At 55.8% G+C, this 21,269-nt stretch carries 20 protein-coding genes and 1 riboswitch; of the genes, 15 read left to right on the plus strand and 5 right to left on the minus strand.

Features of this window, described 5'->3' with window-relative positions:
- Positions 1–455 precede the first annotated feature (455 nt).
- The 4 genes from G4C92_RS07935 (at position 456) to G4C92_RS07950 (ending at position 3,839) form a co-directional block, all read left to right on the plus strand.
- Positions 456–1,379 carry an alpha/beta fold hydrolase gene (locus G4C92_RS07935; protein ID WP_274939330.1) on the plus strand — a complete coding sequence of 308 codons (924 nt, stop codon included), beginning with the start codon at positions 456–458 and terminating at the stop codon, positions 1,377–1,379.
- Positions 1,380–1,618: 239 nt separating this feature from the next.
- A complete protein-coding gene (locus G4C92_RS07940; RefSeq protein ID WP_274939331.1) occupies positions 1,619–2,209 on the plus strand; it encodes an alpha/beta hydrolase in 591 nt (196 codons plus the stop codon).
- Positions 2,210–2,428: 219 nt separating this feature from the next.
- Positions 2,429–3,367, plus strand: a complete 939-nt coding sequence (locus G4C92_RS07945; RefSeq protein ID WP_274939332.1) for a J domain-containing protein — start codon at positions 2,429–2,431, stop codon at positions 3,365–3,367.
- Positions 3,368–3,410: 43 nt separating this feature from the next.
- On the plus strand, positions 3,411–3,839 hold the full coding sequence (locus G4C92_RS07950; protein WP_274939333.1) for an HIRAN domain-containing protein: 429 nt from the start codon (positions 3,411–3,413) through the stop codon (positions 3,837–3,839).
- Positions 3,840–3,967: 128 nt separating this feature from the next.
- Here the strand turns inward: G4C92_RS07950 and G4C92_RS07955 are convergent, their stop codons facing one another.
- The 3 genes from G4C92_RS07955 to G4C92_RS07965 form a co-directional block, all read right to left on the minus strand.
- Positions 3,968–4,537 carry a folate family ECF transporter S component gene (locus G4C92_RS07955; protein ID WP_274939334.1) on the minus strand — a complete coding sequence of 190 codons (570 nt, stop codon included), beginning with the start codon at positions 4,535–4,537 and terminating at the stop codon, positions 3,968–3,970.
- Between the two features lie 75 nt (positions 4,538–4,612).
- Positions 4,613–4,708: riboswitch (THF riboswitch) on the minus strand.
- Positions 4,709–4,757: 49 nt separating this feature from the next.
- The gene (locus G4C92_RS07960; protein ID WP_274939335.1) at positions 4,758–5,522 is read right to left on the minus strand and encodes a response regulator transcription factor; all 765 of its coding nucleotides are present in this window, start codon (positions 5,520–5,522) and stop codon (positions 4,758–4,760) included.
- On the minus strand, positions 5,507–7,294 hold the full coding sequence (locus G4C92_RS07965; protein ID WP_274939336.1) for a sensor histidine kinase: 1,788 nt from the start codon (positions 7,292–7,294) through the stop codon (positions 5,507–5,509). Before G4C92_RS07965 ends, G4C92_RS07960 begins: the two co-directional genes overlap by 16 nt.
- A 153-nt stretch (positions 7,295–7,447) precedes the next feature.
- On the opposite strand from G4C92_RS07965, the gene G4C92_RS07970 reads away from it, so the two are divergent.
- From G4C92_RS07970 to G4C92_RS07980, 3 genes are read left to right on the plus strand one after another with little or no spacing between them, the layout of a single operon-like run.
- Positions 7,448–8,326: a carbohydrate ABC transporter permease gene (locus G4C92_RS07970; protein WP_274939337.1), complete on the plus strand. Its 879-nt coding sequence runs from the start codon at positions 7,448–7,450 to the stop codon at positions 8,324–8,326.
- Between the two features lie 20 nt (positions 8,327–8,346).
- Positions 8,347–9,180, plus strand: coding sequence for a carbohydrate ABC transporter permease (locus tag G4C92_RS07975; RefSeq protein WP_274941983.1), 834 nt, complete (start codon positions 8,347–8,349; stop codon positions 9,178–9,180).
- Positions 9,181–9,231: 51 nt separating this feature from the next.
- Positions 9,232–10,014, plus strand: coding sequence for an ABC transporter substrate-binding protein (locus tag G4C92_RS07980; RefSeq protein WP_274939338.1), 783 nt, complete (start codon positions 9,232–9,234; stop codon positions 10,012–10,014).
- Here G4C92_RS07980 and G4C92_RS07985 read toward each other — a convergent pair.
- Positions 9,991–10,482 carry a transposase gene (locus tag G4C92_RS07985; protein ID WP_330654671.1) on the minus strand — a complete coding sequence of 164 codons (492 nt, stop codon included), beginning with the start codon at positions 10,480–10,482 and terminating at the stop codon, positions 9,991–9,993. The two genes, G4C92_RS07980 and G4C92_RS07985, sit on opposite strands and share 24 nt — an antisense overlap.
- Positions 10,483–10,680: 198 nt before the next feature.
- Between G4C92_RS07985 and G4C92_RS07990 the strand changes: the two genes are divergently transcribed.
- Complete coding sequence (locus G4C92_RS07990; RefSeq protein WP_274939340.1) at positions 10,681–11,940, plus strand: IS110 family RNA-guided transposase; 1,260 nt, start codon at positions 10,681–10,683, stop codon at positions 11,938–11,940.
- Between the two features lie 50 nt (positions 11,941–11,990).
- Here G4C92_RS07990 and G4C92_RS07995 read toward each other — a convergent pair whose 3' ends face one another.
- Positions 11,991–12,749: a transposase gene (locus G4C92_RS07995; RefSeq protein WP_274939341.1), complete on the minus strand. Its 759-nt coding sequence runs from the start codon at positions 12,747–12,749 to the stop codon at positions 11,991–11,993.
- Here G4C92_RS07995 and G4C92_RS08000 point away from each other — a divergent pair, their 5' ends adjacent.
- From G4C92_RS08000 to G4C92_RS08030, 7 genes are all read left to right on the plus strand, one after another.
- Positions 12,750–13,007 carry a hypothetical protein gene (locus G4C92_RS08000; RefSeq protein ID WP_274939342.1) on the plus strand — a complete coding sequence of 86 codons (258 nt, stop codon included), beginning with the start codon at positions 12,750–12,752 and terminating at the stop codon, positions 13,005–13,007.
- Positions 13,008–13,363: 356 nt separating this feature from the next.
- Complete coding sequence (locus G4C92_RS08005) at positions 13,364–13,951, plus strand: extracellular solute-binding protein (protein ID WP_274939343.1); 588 nt, start codon at positions 13,364–13,366, stop codon at positions 13,949–13,951.
- A gap of 141 nt (positions 13,952–14,092) precedes the next feature.
- The gene (gene yicI, locus G4C92_RS08010; RefSeq protein ID WP_274939344.1) at positions 14,093–16,417 is read left to right on the plus strand and encodes an alpha-xylosidase; all 2,325 of its coding nucleotides are present in this window, start codon (positions 14,093–14,095) and stop codon (positions 16,415–16,417) included.
- Between the two features lie 459 nt (positions 16,418–16,876).
- On the plus strand, positions 16,877–18,181 hold the full coding sequence (locus G4C92_RS08015; RefSeq protein WP_274939345.1) for an ABC transporter substrate-binding protein: 1,305 nt from the start codon (positions 16,877–16,879) through the stop codon (positions 18,179–18,181).
- 103 nt (positions 18,182–18,284) lie between these two features.
- Entirely contained in the window at positions 18,285–19,169 is an 885-nt protein-coding gene (locus G4C92_RS08020; protein ID WP_274939346.1) for a carbohydrate ABC transporter permease, read from the plus strand.
- 1 nt (position 19,170) lies between these two features.
- Positions 19,171–20,007 carry a carbohydrate ABC transporter permease gene (locus G4C92_RS08025; protein ID WP_274939347.1) on the plus strand — a complete coding sequence of 279 codons (837 nt, stop codon included), beginning with the start codon at positions 19,171–19,173 and terminating at the stop codon, positions 20,005–20,007.
- Between the two features lie 18 nt (positions 20,008–20,025).
- Positions 20,026–21,246, plus strand: a complete 1,221-nt coding sequence (locus G4C92_RS08030) for an ADP-dependent glucokinase/phosphofructokinase (protein WP_274939348.1) — start codon at positions 20,026–20,028, stop codon at positions 21,244–21,246.
- Positions 21,247–21,269: the final 23 nt, after the last annotated feature.

Here is a 21,269-nt window from a genome sequence, read left to right on the forward strand (position 1 = left end):
GGATGCATTTTATGAAGGGACCTTCGGGCGATTGCGATCAGCCTGAAGGTCTCTTTCTATACATAGAAGTTTCCTCATACTCACCCCTCAAGCGGATCGTGCCTGGCAACATTGCCATTTTCAATTTCATTGATCCGTTTCTGCAGTTCAGCCGCCTGCGTCGGAGTAAAACCACTTTCATCACGCACAGAAAAACGCATGCTCTGCGTGTGAACTGCCTGCCGTACCAAAGCCAATGTCGCGGAGGACTTGGAAAGAACGAACGAGGATTTTGAGAATGTAAAATGATGCGAAACAACTGGGAGGATCGGAGTGGATTTTGTTATGACCCGAAACGTTAAGGATTTTCTGCAGAGACGGAAGTGACGACAAAGAATGTTGAATGTATTGCACCAATAATGGATAATAAGAGTACGGTTTGCAGTGAGATATGACGGATTCTCAGGAGGTGCGATATGCTGTATGAAGAGAGTTTTCGATCTGTCAACGGACGCGATGATGTGCAGTACTGGATCTATGTGCCGGCGGCGGAGCCGGCCGGCGTCATTCAGCTGATCCATGGCTTCGGAGAGCATTCCCGCCGCTATCTCCATATGATTGGGGCTTTTGTCGACGCCGGTTTTATCGTTGCGGCGGATGATCATGTGGGACACGGGAAGACGGCTGTAGTGAACAATACGTGGGGCGACTGGGGCCGCGCCGGGTATGAGACGATGGTGAAGGATGAGAAGCAGCTTCACGATCTGACCGCGGCCCGTTTCCCGGATCTCCCGTATCTGATGTTCGGCCACAGCATGGGTTCCGTGATCACAAGGCAGTACATGGCGCGCTTCGGATCGGATCTGAAGGCGGCGGCCCTGTGCGGTACCTGCGGAAATTTCCCGACGGATGCGGCCAGGGCGATGCTGCAGCAACTCGTGGAGGAAGGGCATGGCGGCGAGTGCGATCCGAACGCCGGCACGGCGCTGATGGGCTGGATGTTCGAACGCTGCGGCAAGCCGGTGATCGGCAATGAGTGGATCTGTCAGGACCGGTACGTCCAGATGGACCACGCGAAGGATCCGTTTGATGCCTTTACCAGGCCGATCTCGAACGAAGCGATGCTCGATTTTGTGCTGATGATCGATGACGTCAAGGGAACCGGCTGGGCTGAGAAGGTTCCCGCGGCGCTGCCGGTGTACAGCGTCGGAGGTGATCAGGATCCGTTCGGAACCTATGCGTCCGGTCTTTATGAGTGCTCCAACTGGCTGATTGAGACCGGCCACAGCGTCGAGACCCGGGTGTACGGCGGCTTCCGCCATGAGGTTCACAATGATCCGGCGATCCGTGATGATGTTGAAAAGGGGATCATCACCTTCTTCAGACAGAAGATCGGGTAAGCGGATACCTGGAACGTTTCCACCGGAAACTGCTTCTTGGTGAGAGAAATGAGCTTCTTAATCGGGAAATGCATATCAGCGGGGTCTTTCCGGTGAACCAAAAGAAATCCGCCCCAATAACTGACCCGATAAATGACCCGATAAAAATACCGGGGCGTGAACGGAAACGTAAACAAAGCTTTTGAACTGGAAACATGTAGTGGACTTTACACTCCCGACGGCCAGACGAAGGTGAAAGTATGAAGAACGGGAAGAGCGCGGTTGTATTTCCGGGGATCGGGTATCATACGGACAAACCGCTGCTGTATTACGCGAAGAAACTGGCAAGGCAGGCCGGTTATACGGTTCAGGAAATCCGATACGGATCTTTTGAGGACAAAACGAAGATCCGGGGAAACCGCGAACAGATGGAGCGGGCGTTCGATTCCGCTTATGAGGATGTGAAGGCGCAGCTCGATACGGAGGAGCTTCGCGGCGCGGATGTTCTCTTCATTGGGAAAAGCATCGGGACGATCGCGGCGTGCGCCTTTGCGGAGGCATTTCAGATTCCGGCGAGGCAGATTCTTTACACGCCGCTTGAGGATACCTTCCGATTCATAACAAAGAAGGGAAGGGCGGACGACTGCATTGCGTTTTTCGGTTCGTCTGACCAGTGGACCGACCCGGAAATCCTCCGCAGGGCGTGTGAGGAGCGGCGGATGCCGTTTCATGTCTATGAGCACGGCAACCACTCGATCGAGACCGGAGATGTCGATACGGATCTCGGAAATCTCAGAGACGTGATGAGGCATACGGCGGCCTTCATCGGGGCGCAGCGCTTCAAGGCATGACGGATCTGCCGTATCGGTACAGCCATATCCGGCGAATATAGGATGTCGGACAGCCGGATCGGCAGCCGAACGGAAAGATCGTGTAAGCGCAGCTGGATCGGCAGCCGAACAGAAAGATTGTGCAAGCGCAGCCGGATCGGCAGCCTGACGGACGGATTGCGGCCGCTGTTTAGCGGGACGCTCGCAGTTTGACAGACGGTACGGCAAGGGGGGGGGTAAATGGACGCGATCATCGTGTCGGATGCATGCCGGCGGATCGAAGAGGAAATTCAGAGGCTGCGGATGGTGCTGGCCTCCCTGACCGCGGAGCGGGACGAGCTGCGCTGCCATATCTGTCCCGAACTGGAGGCTCGTTACGCGCAGGCAGTCGGGGACCTGCAGATCCGGATTCATCTTCAGGAAATTCTGATTCAGGAGTTCCGGATCAGCATCGAGCTGGCCCGCGCCGCGCTGAACCGGGAGAAAGTGATTTCCAGAGAGGAAATCGAGGATCAGGTCCGTCGGAGGTATCAGACCTTCCATGATCGGGTCGGGGAAGAGCGCCGAAAGGCGGAGCGGGCCAAAAGAGAGCAGAAGGAGCGGGAAAGCCGGCAAAGGCAGTACGAGCGGGCATGGCGGGACCGGTACGGCGGCGACGCGGGGAAGGAAGCATCCCGGGAGGACGGACATGCCAAAGGAAAAGCGGGCCGGATGCCGGACGCAAAAGAGCTCTACCGGAAGCTTGTGAAAAGACTGCATCCGGATATGAATCCTGACGGGACGGAGCGGGAGAAGGAACTGTTCCGCCGGGCCGTGAAGGCCTATCAGGAGGGCGACATTGCCACGCTGCAGGAAGTGTATGATGAGGTTTTCGGAGATGAAACCGCGGCGGATACGGGTTGGAAGGCACGGTCCTATGAGGAACTGACGGCGCTTCGGGACCGGCTGAAGGAACAGATCCGTCTTTTGCAGGAAGAGATCCGGGCAATCAGGGAGAGTTTCCCTTACAGCATGAAGGAGATGCTGGATGATCCGGCGGCTGTGGCGGCGAAGCGGGAGGAACTGCAGCGGCAGATCAGTCGGAACGACGAGGCGCTGAAACGGCTGGACGGAATCTCGAAGGAGATTGTCCGGGAAATGGAGGCGCTCCGGAAAAAAAAGGGCGGAGCAGACGGATGAGCAGCCGCGGGTCTTCGGTCGTGGCACGCGGACGGGAGCGGCGATGGATCAGGATAAGAAAGAGCTGACGACGGCTGCGGCGGATGCCGCGGCGATGACGTATCTGCAGCAAAGCGGAGTGGAGCTTGCGGACCTGTTCACACGGGATATTCTGCTGATGCATACGTCGGTCGCCGGTGTGATGTTTACGGATCATTTCCGGGAGCACGCTGCTGAGACGAAGAAGGGCGATCCGGTGAGTCTTGTGCTGGAGCCGGATAATCCCGCGGATCCGATGGCGATTCTGGTCCGGGACCGGCAGGGTCGGAAACTCGGCTATATCCCGCGGGTGAAGAACGAAGCACTGTTTCATCTTATGGACGCGGGCAAGTATCTCTATGGCGCGGTGACCGGAGGCACCATCGGCACCATGACGAATCCGAAGGATACGCCGTGGGTGGAGATTGACATCGACGTGTTCATGAAGGACTGATGGAAAAGAAGCCTCCTTCCGATGGTCGGGATCTGGGCGGTCAGCGGCCGTCTCCGCGGAAAGGGGCTTCTTTTTGCTTTGTCAGATCGGGATGCACTGGAGTCCGGCGCATCCGGACGTGCGGCTCGTCAGACAGCCGCGGTCTTTTTTCTGAAGAGGCGGAAGACGCCGGTCTGGCCGAGCAGCCGCATCAGCAGATAGAAAATACCGGAATCGATCGGCCACATGATCAGATTCTTCAGCGTGCGCGCCGGAAGGATCGCCAGAAACGCCTGGCCGTAGAGCATGCTCAGCCAGAGCGTATTGAAGAAGACGTTGACGACCAGGACGACGGTAAGCTTCGCCGCAAGCACGCGCGGGAAGGTCAGCTTCCGGTGATAGTAGAAGCAGCCGTAAATGAAGGCGGCGAGCATCGCGTTGAACGTGAATCCGAAGAAGAACGGGCCGTCGGGACGGAGAAAATACTTGACGATATCGAGTACGCCGGCGAACAGCGTGCCGGTGATCGGTCCGAACAGAAAGTCAACCATCTGGTTGGGGATGGCCGAGAAACCGATCTTGACAAAGGGTCCGATGTTGATCGAAGCGACGGAATTGAGAATCAGCGCCAGTGCGGCGAGCATGGCGCAGGCCGTCAGTGAGGGAACAGCTCTCAGCTCACCGACGGAATCGCGGAACAGGCCGGTCCATTTTTTCATGATTCATTACCTCCATAGGTTGTCTGCGTTGTCTACAACAGGAGATAATCTTCCCGACCGTATCTTATCTTCTGATGCAGCGAGTGCAATCCGCCTATCGCAAGATTTCTCTTTTCGTCTCCCGGCAACTCTCCATCCGGAAGCACTTGACGCACGCGGATTTACTCTGCAAGTTCCGATCTGATTGTACGAATATGCACCGGATTTAGCAATAGAAAACTTAAGAAAAACGGTCCTTCGCGGCCTGTTTCCGGTACTGCGTCGGCGATTCTCCGTAGTAGTTCCGGTAGGCCTTGCTGAAGTAGTGCGTGTCGGAGTAGCCGGTGCGGGCGGCGATTTCCTGAATCTGGAGCGACGGGTCGGAGAGCAGCTCCCGGGCCCGCGTCATCCGGGTCCGCAGCAGAAACTCGTAGATGCCGCAGCCGTAGCGCGCCTTGAAGAGCTTCGAGAGATATTCCTTCGAGAAGAAGTAGCGGGAAGTAAAGCCGCTGATGGAAATATTCTCGCTGTAGGATTCCTCGATCGTCCGATGAATCATTTCGATGACTTCGTCGGCGCGGACGGACGCCGGCCGCTCTGAAGTGCCCGTTTCGTCAAAGCGGGCGTCCGGATGAAGCTCGAGAAGGGCCTTCCGGACGGCCTGATTCAGCTCGTCGGCTTTGAGCGGCTTCAGCAGATAGTCGGTCGCGCCGAGCCGGAGCGCCTGCTGGGCGTAGGAAAATTCATCGTAGCCGCTGATCATGATGACGCGCGCGTCGAGTGCCGGGGACTGACGGATCCGGCCGAGAAAGGTAAGTCCGTCCATCCGCGGCATGCGGATATCCGCGAGAATGACGTCCGGATGCAGCTCGCGTGCCAGCTTCAGCGCATCGGCTCCGTTGTCGGATTCCTCGATCCGGCCGATGGACAGTGCGGTCGTATCGAGCAGTTTCCGCACGGCGATCCGGACCGGCGCCTCATCATCTGTAATCAGTAAAGTGAACATTCTGATCCTTTCTCTGCATGCATCGGGATCCGGAGTGTGACCTTCGTGCCGTGGTCCGCGCCGGTCCGGCTTGCGATCAGCACATCCGCGTCGCGGTAGAGGATCTTCAGCCGGTTGAAGAGGTTCGGAAGGCCGACACCGGTGTCGGGATCGGTCAGCCGGCGTTCATCGAAGAGCGTGCGGAGCTTGTGAAGCTCCGCTTCCGGGATCCCGCATCCGTCGTCTGTCACCGAGAGCAGCAGATTCGTCCCGTCCGTCTCCGCGTTCAGCTGGATCCGGATCGAGGTCACATCGTCGGACAGCCCGTGCCGGATGGAGTTTTCCACCAGATTCTGGAGACTGACTTTCGGGATCGGAAGATCGAGAAGGTCCTGAGAGACGTTCTCGTCCAGTGTCAGCCGATCGCCCTTCCGCAGCTTCTGCAGACGGTAGTAGTTGTCGACATAGCGAAGCTCCTCTCTCAGCGTGACGGTGTCGCTGGCCCGGATCGTGTAGCGAAGGCAGTCCGCCAGTGTGGTCAGCATCGAATAAACCGTGGTGCCGTCGGTGTCCGTAAGCGCCTCGGATCCGATTGCCTGCAGCGTGTTGTACAGAAAGTGCGGGTTGATCTGCGCTTCCAGCGCTTTCAGCTGAGCGTTCTGTTCGTTGATCCGGGCGGCGTAATTCTGCTCAATCAGCCGGTTCAGGCTGTCGGACATCTTGTTGAAGCTTTCGGCAAGCATGCTCACCTCCCGGCAGCCGGTGAGATGTACGTGAGTGAAGTCCCCGCCTCCGAAGTCACCCTGCTTTTTCGCGAGCAGCGTCAGAGGTTTCGTGAAGAAGCGGATCACCACATAGGCCGAGGCCATCAGGATGACGAAGAGAAGAAAGCCGTCGGCGGCCGTGGTCCGGGCCGTGCCGCGGAACGCCTCCATCAGCCGGTCGTAGGAGGAGAAGGAGCAGAGCGTCAGCCCGTACCGCGTGGAATAAGCGGAGGTCATCAGATACGGTGTGTCCTTCAGGTTTATCAGCCGGCCCGATTCGTCCTCTTCAGCCGGAGCTTTCTTCGCGAGAAATGCGGACGCCGCTTCTGCCGGAAGATCACTGTAGATCAGATGACCGTTTTCGTCCGTCAGCAGAACGAAACGGCCGCTGCCGCGGCCGGAGGTCTGGCCGACCGAGCAGGCGGGATCCAGCACCAGTTCCACCAGCGCCGTCACCTTCTGATCGCTGATCCGGATCAGCGTGTGACAGTAATGCAGCAGCCGGCGCCCGTTTTGTTCCGCTGCAAAGAGCGCGCAGTTCAGCGGGGACGCCGCGCAGGCACGGTACGCTTCGGAATCGGTGATGTCCGACGGGTCCACGGACCGGGTCAGGGTATGATCCGTATCATTTCCGCGATACACAGTCAGCCCGGGACTGAGAAACGTGATGCGAAGCGAGATCAGGTCGTTCCGCGAGAAATAACTGCTTTGCACGAAGGCCCTCGCCGCATCGAGGAGCGCGTCCTCATCCACAGCCTGATACGTATTCAGTGCCTGACTCAGAATGGCATTATAGCACGGCTGAACGGCGAACTGGGCCAGCGTGTCAAGATAGCGGTCCAGATTGATGATACGGAGGCTGGACAGCTGGCGAGAGCAGCCGATCTCGTTCCGTATCGTGGAGCTCCGGCTGTGCCGGTAGTACCGGATCGTGAAAAACAGCGTCAGCGTCATCAGCGACGCGAAGGAGAGAAGTGTCAATATCGCCCATAAAGGCGTTCGCGACAGACGTTTTCTGATCGTCCGCAACAGGAAAACCTCCTTTTGAAAACCGGCGGTGGTGTAAAACTGTACAGCATTATACACTTTTCTGACCACAAAATAACATGTATTACACAAAACGGGAACGCTACAATGACAGATGTCAGAGAAATGCAGCTGACATCGGCTTGGGAGGTCATGATGAAAAAACAAACGAAGGAGCGGGTGGAAAATGTCTGCTTTACGCTGCCGGCTCTCATATGCATTTTCGTGATGTTCTATATTCCGTTCGTGATGGGCGCGGGATATTCCTTCACGCAGTGGAACGGGATCTCACAGCAGCCGAAATTCATCGGTCTTGACAATTACAAGGCGATCTTCGGCGGCGGAAGCGGATTCTTCTCCACGATCGGTTTCACAATCGGCTATACGGCGCTCTTCATTCTGTTTTCAAATGTGATTGCGCTGATTCTGGCGGTGGCGCTGACGAAGAAGTTCCATCTGGCGAACGTCTTCCGGGGGGTTTTCTTTATCCCCTACATTATGAGTATGACGATCGTCGGCTTCATCTGGAAGTTCATCTTCACGAAGGGCTTCGAGACGATGTTTGAGCACTGCCCGCTGCCGTTCTTCAACTGGAGCTGGCTGGGCGACCCCAGGGTTGCGTTCTGGGCGGTCACGCTGGTCGGCATCTGGCAGTCTCTGGGCTTCTACATCGTCCTCTACATCGCCGGTCTCGAGGCAGTGCCTCAGGATGTGGAAGAAGCGGCCAGAGTGGACGGCGCGACGAGCACGCAGCGGTTCTTCCGCGTGACGCTTCCTCTGCTGGGACCTTCGATCACCACATGCATTTTCATGTCGCTGACCAACGGACTCAAGGTTTTCGATATTATTCTGGCGTTGACGAAAGGCGGACCCGGCCAGGCAACTTACAGCGCGACGATGAGCATCTACATGGACGCGTTCACGAACAACCAGTACGGACTCGGTTCGGCGGAAGCGATCGTCTACTTCCTGGTGGTGCTCGTGATCACGAAGCTGACCCTTAAGGGACTGAACCGGACGGAGGTGAGTCTGTGATGCATACGGCGGCTGTGGGAATGAAGAAAAAGCGGGCCGTGGGGAAGATTCTCTGGTACGTGCTGCTGACGCTGTTTGCGGCCGTCTACATCTATCCGGTCTTCATCATGGTACTCAACTCCTTCAAGAGCTTCGGTGAGGTCGTTTCGGATCCGATCGCGTGGCCGAAGGTGTTTACGCTTCAGAACTACAAGGATGTGGCCGAGAAAATTCATTATATCCGGCTCTTTTTCAACAACGTGATGATCACCGTGATCGGCGTGGCCGGCATCGTCGTGATCTCCTCGATGACAGCCTATATTCTGGACCGCCGGCGTACGCGCTACACGAAGCTGGTGTACGCGCTCGCGATCACGCCGATGCTGGTGCCGTTCCAGACCATCATGATTCCGCTGCTGAAGACGATGACGACCCTGCATCTCGCGAAGAGCCGCGCCGGCCTCGGTATCCAGTACTGGGGACTGGGTATCCCGATGGCGGTCTTCATCTACTACAATTTCATGCAGTCGATTCCGAAGGAGCTGGATGAATCCGCCCGTATGGACGGCGCCTCCACCTTCCGGACGTTCGTCTCCGTGATCTTTCCGCTGCTGAAGCCGGTGACGACAACCGTCGTCGTGCTCGACGTGATGTGGATCTGGAACGATTTCCTGGAACCGCTGCTGATGGTCAATTCCAGCGACAAGACGAAGACGCTGGTGCTGGCCTCCTATACCTTCATCGGGCAGATGAATACGCAGTGGCACTACGCGATGACGGCGATGGTGCTGACGGTGCTTCCGTCCGTCATCATCTTCATCCTGCTTCAGAAGAATATCATCAACGGGGTGGTTGCCGGAGCGGTCAAGGGCTGAGCTCCGGAAAACATAGAAAACCAACAGTCAATGCGAAGGAGGAACAATGCAATGAAGAAACGCATGGTATCAGCAATACTTTGCGGCGTGATGACGGCAGGGCTTCTGGCGGCGTCGGTTCCGGTGGGCGCGGCTTCATCGGCTGCGTCAGCGGAGAGCGCGGAGACGCCGGCGGTCGACTATTCGAAGGATTCCGGCACGATCAATATGTTCATCTCGTCCCCTGAATACGCGGACGCGATTCAGCAGCTGATCTCGGAGTACGCGAAGGTGGCGCCGAATGTCACGATCAACTATGAGACGACCCAGAACGATTATCCGACGATGCTGAAGGCAAAGATCAATTCCGGCGATATCCCGGATATTTTCTCTTCCACATCCGGCAAGGAAATCGACACCTACATGGACTACTCCTATGATCTTTCGGATCAGCCGCTGATGGAGACGATCGATCCGGCGGTGGCGGACACGATGAAGTCGCTGAAGACCGGCAAGGGATGCTACGGCATCGCGATCAAGGGCAACTTCTTCGGAATTCTCTACAACAAGGACATCTTCGATCAGTGCGGCATCAAGGAGTTCCCGACGACGACTTCCGCGATGAAGGATGCCTGCGAAAAGATTTCCGCCAAGGGAATCCAGCCATTCACCACCGGCTTCTCTGAATGGTGGGTGTTCAAGCACTGCTGGCAGCCGTTCCTTGACGCGGCGGCGGATCAGGCCGGCATCACCGCGGCGGAGCTCGTCCGGAAATTCGAGTCCGGCGAGGCGAAGGTCAAGGATTATCCGGAGCTTTACAATAATTTCGCTTCAATCACAAATCTTATGGGATAAGGGGTTGCGAATATAACCCTTCCTGCTGGCGTCAAACAGCCTGAGGAAGAAATAATCGTCATCCGGAAGTCCGTAGGCCTGTCGCCGTAAGACTTTGATCTTGTTGTTGATGCCCTCCATCTTGCCAGAGGAGATTTTATAAGTTGCATGGGCTATGATGCCCTCAAAGTGGTTTCCAAGGAGTCTTCCGAACCACTGAAGATGACTGTTTCCGGATGCACTGCAGGTATCCATGATCCAGGTGATGTCATCCGCCATACGGGCTTCATCAGTGCGGGTGTAGGAAAGAGACAGACGCTCCTTAATCAGATCAAGCGTGAACAGAAGCTTGTTCTGACTGAGAAGTTCGTCATATCTATTTTCCGCCTTTCTGGCGAAAGGCACCGATGGGGTCATGAAAATCGAGGTGCTTTCGCTCTTTCTACTATTCTCAATTCCTGATATCTTTTTCTTGCAGGGTCGGCACACTACAGAGCACGTGGAGGTGAGTGGCGGGGCGGTATAGCGGCCTACCTCGCATATCTATATGTTGCCGGTCATCCTTAAGGCATCAATGAATGGCGCATCTCGTAGCCCGTAAACTTATCTCTTCCGAAGTTGTCTCGATTTCGCCGGATGACCAGTCACCGCCGCTCCTGCAACTACAAAATATCAGGAGGTGTTTTATTGGCTTTTAAAATCTTTCGTTTTAACTGCTGTGGCCTTGATGTCCACAAGACCTGGATCTTTGCCTGCATTGGACTCACGGATGCAAACGGCCGGACAGAATATAAGGAAAAGATGTTTTCCTCTTTCTCCAGAGGTCTGCGGGATCTCGCCGCATGGCTCGCCTCTTACAACTGTACCGATGTATGCATGGAATCTGCCGGCAAGTACTGGATCCCGGTATTCAATGTCCTTGAAAAGACATGCAACGTGATACTTGCTCACCCTAAGTACACCAAACCACAAAAAGGGAATAAGACCGACCGTAAGGACGCGAAGTGGATATGCGATCTGTTCATGTGCGACATGATCAAGCCTTCCTTTATCCCACCCGCCGAGATTCGTCATCTTCGGGATTTAGTGCGGTACCGGTTCAAACTCACCAACATGCTGACAGGTGAGAAGAACCGTGCACAGAATTGTCTGACTGTATCAAACCTCAAACTTGACGATGTCTTCAGCGACGTGTTCGGGAAGTCTTCCAGATCGATTACGGAATACATCCTCGCCCATCCCGGTGAAACCTTTGATGTCACTCCTTTTGTGGATAGAAGATGCAAGACCCCAATTGAAGAAATCCAAGCCGCTGTTGACGGCGCTGTCTCTCCAGAACAGGCTATAAAGCTTCGTCAGTGTCTGGACCACATCGATGAGTTGGAAAAGCACAAGGCAGAAATGGAACGGGAAATCCTTCGCGTTTCTGATCCGTACCTTGACGCTCTCGAACTGATCCGCACTGTCCCCGGTTTCGACAAAAACCCTTTTACGGCGATTCAGATTCTCTCTGAGATTGGCGGCGACATGTCTGTGTTCCCGACAGACAAACATCTTGTTTCCTGGGCAGGATGCTGTCCCCGTAACGATCAAAGCAATTTCAAGATCAAATCCACTCGGATTTCCCGTGCTGGTTCCTATCTTAAACCAGTTTTGGTGCAAGTTGCAAATGCTTTGATCAAATCGAAGAAACATCCGGAGATCACAGAACGTTACCGCCGTATCAAATCCCACCGCGGGCACAAGAAAGCCATCATCGCTGTCTGCCGTATGCTCCTGACCGCTATCTGGCACATACTGACAGATCTGAAGCCGTATACAGCTGAAGGGTATCTTGCTCCGCGGCCTGTGAAGACAGAAAAGATTCTCACTACTTCGCAGGCACTTAATCTGCTGAAGCTCAGAGGCTACGTCATCAAAGACGATCTGCCCGTCACTGCTTCCTGATTAGGTCGTGTCTATATTTGCTTTTCAAAGACCCCTTGAGGGTTTGTTTGCTATGCCCTCTTTACGATATCTAACCGCCTACCTCTTTTTTCAAACTTTGCTTCATAACCCTCTTTCCGGACGTACTCTTCCTTGGGAAAGATGGAACCGGACCGGCTGATCGGCTCACCTGTCCTGGCTTGCGCATCTTTCGCCTGAAGCGTTGATCGACTTGACATCAGGATGTAACGGGTCTTTTTTAAAGCCCTTGCCTCCTCCATAAGGCCTTCCTCATACAGGCGGCGCTGCTCGTCCTTGCGGACTTCACTGACCACCTTGTCGTTGAAGTTCTTTACGATGTGGAAGTAATCGAACACCGGCTGTATCCAGGGGCATTTTTCCTCAAAAGCCTCCTGGAAATCGGAGTTCATGTCGCAGGCGACGGCCTCGACAGAGTCCATCCATTCCAGGCCGACATGGTCGATGAAGTCATAGACCACCTGCTTTTTCTTCCCATGGGAGATCCAGAGGATATGGCCGGTATCAAGATCTATGATGTGGGTGGCATAGCGGTGGCCGTTGTGGAGCTTGAACTCATCAATGGCAAGCATTTTTGCCGGCTGCTCCGGTCTGATCAGTTTCGTGCCGTCGATGGTATAGAGCTCCTTCAGGCGCTTAAGGTCTAAGGCTTTGACCGTGTTCTTTCCGAGCCCGGTGATCTCAGCTACCTGCTTGAGCGTGTAAGTGCCAAGTGCCAACAGATCCCTGGTATACTGGTACAGTTCCACAGATATCTGATGGCCGTCTGCTTTGAACGGAACAGACTGCATATGGGAATGTCCGCATTTGCAGATGAGCTGCACGCGGTCAAAATGGATCGCACTGAGGCTTCCGCCAAAGCAAAGATGCCGGAGCGTAAGATCCCGGTGACCGTTGATGTGCATACGGCTTCCACACTTTGGACATCTGCGGTCAGCATCCGCCAGATCGAGCTTGCCGTTAAAGCACAACACTTCGCGGCCGGAAGCTGCCCGGTGTACGCTTGTGTCAGAATTATTAAAGCCTTCCAGCCGGGAGGGGATGCTTAAAAAAGTATATCTGTTTTCAGAGAATGCCAGTTGTCCATCGGACTCAGTATGTGTATAATTCATGTACGGGCCACCGCCTTGTTGAGTTTGTACACTTCTGCCAGGAAATACAGTCTCAACTATAGACGATGGTCCTTTTTCTATGCAACTGTTTTTGGCCCGGTTTAAGGGCCGGGGCGTCCTTACGCCCCTTGATTACCCTGCCGCTCCTGGATGGAGCAGTGTCAGGGGAAGAAGGCCTTTTATGCTCACGCCCTTTGGGCGGGAGGGATAAATGGCCGGATGACCTTGACACTGGTACAGCCAGGTGCTACCTGAAATTACCTGGGATACCACCTATCCCATAAGAAAAGTGATTGACCCATAATTTCTTCGACTTCATCGACCTTGCGAAGAAGTACGGCGACAAGAAGCCGCTGGAGACCGACCTCTCTGCGGAGGAAGCTGCCTTTGCCAACGGCGAAGCGGCGATGACGCTGGGCCAGGGCGCCTGGATCGAGGCGGACTGCCTGAAGATCAACCCGGACCTGAAGATCGGGTTCAACGGCTATCCGGTTTCCGATCATGCGGCGGACTGCAAGGTGATCGCCGGCTCGGATCAGGCGCTGCATGTCTACAAGGATTCGAAGAACCTTCAGGCGGTGCTGGATTTCGTGAATTACTGGTATACCTCTGATTACGGCAAGAGCTGGTTCACCAGGGTGGCCGGTGTGGTTCCGCCGATCAAGACCACAGAGCAGAGCGATTACGAGGTCATCAAGCAGGGCAATGAGCTGGCTGAGAAGAACGGAACCGGCGCGCTGGCGATCTGCTACTCCACCGATTCGTGGCATCAGGCGTTCGGCCAGATCATGCAGTCGTACCTGACGGGTACCTACGATAAGGATCAGGCCTGCAGTGAGATCGAGAAGCAGTGGAAGGCGACCGACGGTCAGGGCGAGTGACCGCGTGAGAAGACAGAACCTGTCTGCCGGACATCGGATGAACATGTATCCGGCAGCGGAAGCGTATGGCAGCGGGCGGAGCGGGTGATACCGGAAAGGCGGAACCGCTCCGCCCACTTTTTTCAGAGAGAGGACGGATCTATGAAGTTTACGGAAGGCTTCTGGCTCAGGAACGAACGGGCGGACGCCCACTACACGGCGGAGGTCTATGAGACGAAACGGACGGAGCACGGATTCACCGCGCTGATGCCGTTTCAGAAAACGCTTGCGCGGAATCAGACCATCGACATCGGCGCGCTGACGGTGAGCTTCCGGGCTGCGGCGCACAATGCGGTTACGGTGACGCTGACTCATCACGCGGGCTATGACGCGAAAGCGCCGCTCTTCGACGTCCGTGAGACGCCGGAGGAGAGTGTGGTCAGCGAGACGGATGAGGAGATCTGCCTCACTACCGGCGCCTTAAGCGTGCGGGTCAGCAAGGCGGACGGCACCTATCAGTTCGAGGCGGACGGACAGGTGATCACCCGCTGCGGTTTCCGGAACGCCGCCTATATCCGCTGGGACCCGAAGCCGGCTTCCTACGGGCCGGACGAGCGGTATCTTTCCGAGAAGGACTGCACGCCGTATATGCTGACGGAGCTGACGATCCGGCCGGATGAGAAGATCTACGGACTCGGCGAGCGCTTCACGGAATTTGTCAAAAACGGCCAGCAGGTCGATATGTGGAACGAGGACGGCGGCACTGCGTCGCAGCGGGCCTACAAGAACATTCCCCTCTATCTGTCCAGCAAGGGATACGGCGTCTTCGTCAATGATCCGGGGGATGTTTCGTTTGAGGTCGGCAGCGAGAAGGCCGGTGCGGTCGGGTTCAGCGTGAAGGGCGAATCGATGACCTACACCCTGTTCTACGGGCCGGACCTGAAGGATGTGCTGCGGACCTATACGGGCATGACCGGACGTCCCGCGCTGCCGCCGGCCTGGTCCTTCGGACTCTGGCTCTCCACCTCCTTCACCACCAGTTATGATGAGAAGTCAGTGACGGCGATGATCGACGAGATGGAGCGCCGTGCGATTCCGCTTTCCGTCCTCTATCTGGACTGCTTCTGGATGAAGGAATTCCGCCTCTGCGGCATGGAATGGGACAAGGCGGTCTTCCCGGATCCCGAGGCAATGCTGGCCCGTTACCACGCGCGGGGACTGAAGGTGGGATGCTGGATCAATCCTTATGTGGCCCAGAACACGGCGATGTTTGAGGAAGGAGCGGAGAAGGGCTACTTCCTGATGCGCCGGGACGGCCGCGGCGTGTGGCAGACCGATCACTGGCAGTACGGCATGGCGATTGTGGACTTCACCAACCCGGAGGCGCGGCGCTGGTGGCAGGAGCATCTGAGAGCGGTGCTCCGGGCCGGTATCGATTCGGTGAAGCTGGATTTCGGCGAGAGAATCCCCGTTGACGTCCGCTATGCGGACGGCAGCGATCCGGTGAGGATGCATAACCGCTACACGCTTCTTTACAATCAGGCGGCCTTTGAGGTGATTGAGGAGGAGAAGGGCCGCGGCCAGGCTGTGGTGTTCTCACGGAGCGCGACGGTCGGAAGCCAGCGATTCCCCCTGCACTGGGGCGGCGACTGCTACGCGACGTACTCGTCGATGGCGGAGACGCTGAGAGGCGGACTGTCCTTCACGATGTCCGGTTTCTCCTTCTGGAGCCATGACATCTCCGGCTTCGAGAGCACCGCAACGCCGGATCTCTACAAGCGCTGGGTGCAGTTCGGCCTTCTGAGCTCCCACAGCCGTCTGCACGGCAGCACCAGCTACCGGGTGCCGTGGCTGTTCGGCGAGGAGGCCTGCGATGTGGTCCGTGCCTTCGTACAGCTGAAATGCAGACTGATGCCCTATCTGTACGGGCTCTCCGCGGAGGCTCACGAGACGGGCGTTCCGGTGATGCGGTCGATGGTGCTGGAGTTCGGCGACGACCCGGCGGTTCTTTCACTGGAAATGCAGTACATGCTGGGAAGCGCGCTGTTGGTGGCCCCGGTCTTCAGCGAGGAGGGAACCGCGCGTTTCTATCTTCCGGACGGGCGCTGGACGGAATGGTTCAGCGGCCGGACGGAGGAGGGCGGCCGCTGGAGGAGCGGCACATACGACTACTTCTCCCTGCCGCTCTATGTGCGGGAGAACACGCTGCTTCCCTACGGGTCGCGGGATGACCGTCCGGACTACGACTACCGGAAGGAACTGGAGATCCGCTGGTACACGCCGAAGGCCGGCGAGCCGGCCCGGGTGCGTCTTGTGGACATGCAGGGCGAGCCGGCCGGCGATCTGGAGGCGGTCTGGGACGGTGCGCGTCTGACGGTCCGCTCCGACCGGCCGATGGACGGTCTCCGTCTTACCGTGCTAGACAACGGACGGAAGCTGGAAACCGTGCTCACGGGACGGGAGACGCAGGCGGACTACGCGGGGTGAGATGCAGTCCGCTCTGCTGAAGAAAACGGAATACGCAAAGGAGAAGCCGCCGCGCAGGGAATGCGCGGCGGCTTTGTCTGTATTGTCTGCAGTGCGTCCGGTGATCGGGAGAAAAGGGACGAAGCGGAGGCTAAAGCAGTTTGTCGTGGCGGACCGGGGATGAAAGACTGAAATAATATTTCTAAATTTGAAAAACAGAGCGTGTTTATTTCTTCGATCAACGGAAAGAAAATGCAATTTGATAATAAAAATTTGCATAAAATGAGCCCTTCTGTGGAATGTATGCCATAATTATCTGAAAAATGTGAACACATAGCACAAATCAGAAGTAGAAAAATTTCGCAATTTGATGAAAATGAATTTCTACGATGCGGCTTGATTGACAAAAAATTACAGACTGCTATGATGTTGATAACAATCGTTCAGCGAGGTGCTGAACAAAAAGCAGGAGGTATGTCTATGAAAAAGCATGTTTCACAGAAGGTGCTCGCTTCGACGCTGGCTTGTGTGATGGCAGTCGGCATGGGCGCGGCATGTGTTTCCGCTGACAGCAGTGTGGCGGAGGCGCCGACATCGGATGTCACGCTTGAGTTTCAGCAGTGGTGGGGCGTCGAGCTCCCGGACGGCTATCTTCAGAAGGTCGTCGATGATTACAAGGCCAAAACCGGTGTGACAGTCAAGCTGCTGAACGCTCCGTGGGCAGACACGAAGACGGCGATCACGGCCGGAGCCAGCACGGGGACGGTGGCCGACATCATGAGTGTGGACGGCGCGTGGCTGTATGACTTCGTCGATCAGGGTATTCTGACCGACATGAGCGCCCTGATGGAGGCGGACGGCTACGATACGTCGGCGCTGGCGGATCAGTGGCAGATCGACGGCAAGACCTACGCGATCCCGCAGATCAACTACGCTTACCCGATGTTTGTCAACATGGATATTCTGAAGGACAGCGGCATCACGGATCTGCCGAAGACATGGTCGGAATTTGAGGAGGCCTGCAAGAAGATCACGGCGAAGGGCTATGACGCATTCGGGCTGAATCTTGATACGGCCAATCCGAACGGCATTCAGAACGTGTTCATGGGCTTTGCGTGGGCTTCCGGCATCAAGATGAAGGACGACAGCGGCAATTACAAGATCTCCGGCAATAAGGATCTTCAGGATTTCGCTGATTTCATGAAGAAGCTGAATGACGACGGATCTATCTACGCCGGCAAGGAGACCCTCTCCGAGGCGGATATGACCGGTAACTTCGCTTCCGGCAAGGTCGCGTTCTGCATCAACTCCACCGCACAGCTGAGCGCGTACAGGGATGCGGGCATCAACGTCGCGGCGATGCCGGTTCCGGTGAAGGACGGCTACACGGGCAAGAGCGGCATGTGCGTAGCAAGCTGGGCCTGCGGTATTTCGGACAGCAGCAAGCACAAGGATGAGGCGATGAAGTTCGTCGAGTATCTGATGAGCGGACTGGACGGTAAGGACGGTTCGGTGGATGCGGAAATGTCCGTGACACAGTCCGGATTCCCGGGCAGCACGGTTGCTAAGCCGGATTACAGCAAGGCGGACGAGGTGTTCCAGGATGTGTACAAGAACTACTCGGACAACTGCTATCCGATCAACGAGTTCGTCGGCATGAAGGAAGCCAACACCGTGATGACGGATATGACGAACGATCTGATCAAGTTCTTTGACGGAGAGGAAGATTCCGCGAAGCTTCTTGACAATATGCAGGCGGCTGTGGACGACGTCTATAACAGCTGACAACCGGCCCGGTTTTAACAATTGACCGATGGTATGAGAGAACGCGCAGGGATGAGGGATGTGGTCATTCCCTCATCCCTGTTCGCTTCACGGAGACAGGGTAATGGGAAAACGTATCAAAAAGAATCTGACGCCGTACGGGTATCTGGCACCGACGATTGTTCTGATGGTTCTCCTTCTGGTTCTGCCGATCTGCATGGTCGTCTTTTATTCCTTCCAGAAGAACGCAATCGTCGTGAAGAACCTTGATTTCACAGGGCTGAAAAATTATCAGAAAACGCTGGAAGATGAGGAATTTATCACGGCGGTCAAAAACACGGTATACTTCGTGATCGTCAGTGTGATCGCCCATCTGGGACTCGGACTTCTGTTCGCCTCTCTTCTTAATTCAAGACAGTTTGGAATCAGAACAAAGTCATTTTTCCGGATCATCTATATTCTTCCGTGGGTCTTCACCGCGTCGGTCATCGCGATTCTGTGGAAGCTGATGCTGCAGCCGCAGGGTATTATCAATTACCTGCTGTCGTTCACTCACGTCATCGGAAAGAACTTTGAGTGGCTCAGTGACCGGAAGATCGCGCTTTACGTGATTACGTTCGTCAATATCTGGAGCGGATATCCCTTCTATATGATCAGTATTCTTGCCGGTCTGCAGGGGATCCCGGCGGACCTTTATGAGAGCGCGGTCCTCGACGGCGCTAACGGACGGCAGCAGTTCTGGTACATCACGCTGACGGAGCTGAAGCCGATTCTGATCAGTATTGCCATGCTGGACTTCATCTGGACACTTCAGTCCTTCAATGTCATCTGGATGCTGACTGCCGGCGGGCCTGTCAATTCGACGGAGACACTGAGCATTTACATCTACAAGCTGGCCTTCAACAGCAGTCAGTACGGACTGGCCTCGGCCGCGGCGGTGCTGGTGCTGATCGTATGTGTGATCCTGGCTGTGTTCTATGTCAGACAGCAGCGGAAAGCGAGTGCATGATATGGTAGGAAGTCAAAAGAAATCACTGAAGATCATACAGCTGATTCTCCTGATCATCGGGGCGTTTTTCGCGGCGTTTCCGATTATCTGGATGCTCTGCTCCTCTTTTAAGTCCAATTCGCATATTTTCGACTGGCCTCCGAAATTCATCGACGAATCGTTCAGCTTTCGGTCGTATGCCGCGGTCCTGACGGACCCGCAGAAGTTGCGCTATTTCCTGAACAGCTACATCGTGGCAGGAACCGTTGTGGTTCTTACCCTGTTCATCGGGATTATGGCCGCTTACGCGTTCAGCCGGTTCGACTTTCCGGGCCGTTCGCTGATCAATTCGCTGATCGTCAGCGTACAGGCGATTCCGCCGATCGTGCTGCTGATTCCGTATCTGAGTCTGATCGTGACAATGAAGCTCTTCAATACATACGGAGCGCTGATTCTGACCTATCTTGTCACAACGCTGCCCTACTGCATCCTGATGATGACGGGATACTTCAACACACTGTCGAGAGAACTGGACGAAGCGGTCATGATTGACGGAGGCTCCCGCTGGAAAGCACTCTGGAGCGTACTGGTTCCGGTCTCCATTCCGGGACTCGTTTCGGTTGGCATGTACACGTTCATGAACGCGTGGAATGAGTATCTGTTCGCTCTGGCACTGACAAAGACGGATGATATGCGTACCGTTCCGATCGGGATCAATCTGCTGATGGGACAGCATACCTACGACTGGAGTCAGATGATGGCGATGTCCGTGATCGGCTCGATTCCGGTTCTGATTCTCTTCCTGTTCTTCCAGAAGTATTTCATCGCCGGTATGACGTCCGGCGCGGTCAAGGGCTGAGGCGGACAGGAGACGATCATGGGAGAAAAGATAGCGCTCGGGTTCCATACCTGCGTGGACTACGAACTGATATGGGACCCGGAGGTAATCAGAAAGGCAATTCGTGATTTCGGGATCCGGAGCGCCGAGCTTGAAGGCGAGATACGGCCTGACAGCGAGCGGAACGTGTGGAGGATGGTTCTGGCTTATATGAAAGCCGGAATCGGGGCTGAAATTCTTCCGGATCAGCCGGAAATCGTCAACGCGTTCGCCGACCGCTTTCAGTACCGTGTCACGATCGGCGGAACCGCAGCGAGAGCGGCGATCGCGCTGGCTAAGATCGGATACACCAGTGTGCTTTCGATGAGCTCGTACAACGAATGGATCGCAAAACTGCTTCCGCCGCAGATCAGAAGATTTTCGAATACGGGCAATGCTTTCGGACCGGTGTTCCCGCATGCCTCCTTCACGTATCTCGGAGGTCAGACGATCGAGGAGTCGGATATCTGTTTCACGACTGCGCGGGAAAATCGGATTCTGATCTCAAGAGATGAGGAGAGCGCCCGGCTGGCCGTTTCGGAGGACTTTGCCCCGGAACTGGCAGACGCGGAGGTGTTTCTTCTTTCCTGCTTCAGCCAGATTCTCGATGCGGACGTACTGGCGGATCGGATCGGAAAAACACACAGGCTGCTGTCGCGGCTTTCGGAGAATGCCGTCAGCATAATGGAAGACGGAAATTATGTCAACCAGCCGTTCCGAACCTATGTGCATCAGCATCTGCGGGATATAGTCCGTGTGCTGAGCATGAATGAAGACGAGCTGCAGGAATATACAGGCAGGAGAATCGATATCCTCGATCCGGAACGGGTGTATCAAGCAGTCAGGGAAACGTATCAGAAAGCGGGGTTTGAAACGCTGATTGTCCATTCGTCGCGATGGGCGCTGGCGTACGGGAAGCATGCACGGGAATGCCGACAGGCTCTGAACGGAGGCGTGACTTTGGCGGCGGCACGGTTTCGCTGCGGCGACCGCTGCGGGCGGACGGAATACGAGGAAACGCTGACGCTTCCGGACAATCCGGAAGGAGCGGCGTTCAGCGAACGGATCCGGGCGATCGGAGGCAGCGATCTGGCGTGCATTCCCTGCAAGGATATGCGCAGCGTGATGCATCCGACCGTAGTCGGACTCGGGGACACATTTGCGGGAGGCCTTCTGCCCGGATTTCTTCATGCAGCGGAAGCACACATATTGACAGACTGAATATCTTACGGGGGCGAACTTAC

The sequence above is a fragment of the Chordicoccus furentiruminis genome (genome assembly GCF_019355395.1).
In the GTDB taxonomy this organism is placed as follows: domain Bacteria; phylum Bacillota; class Clostridia; order Lachnospirales; family Lachnospiraceae; genus Chordicoccus; species Chordicoccus furentiruminis.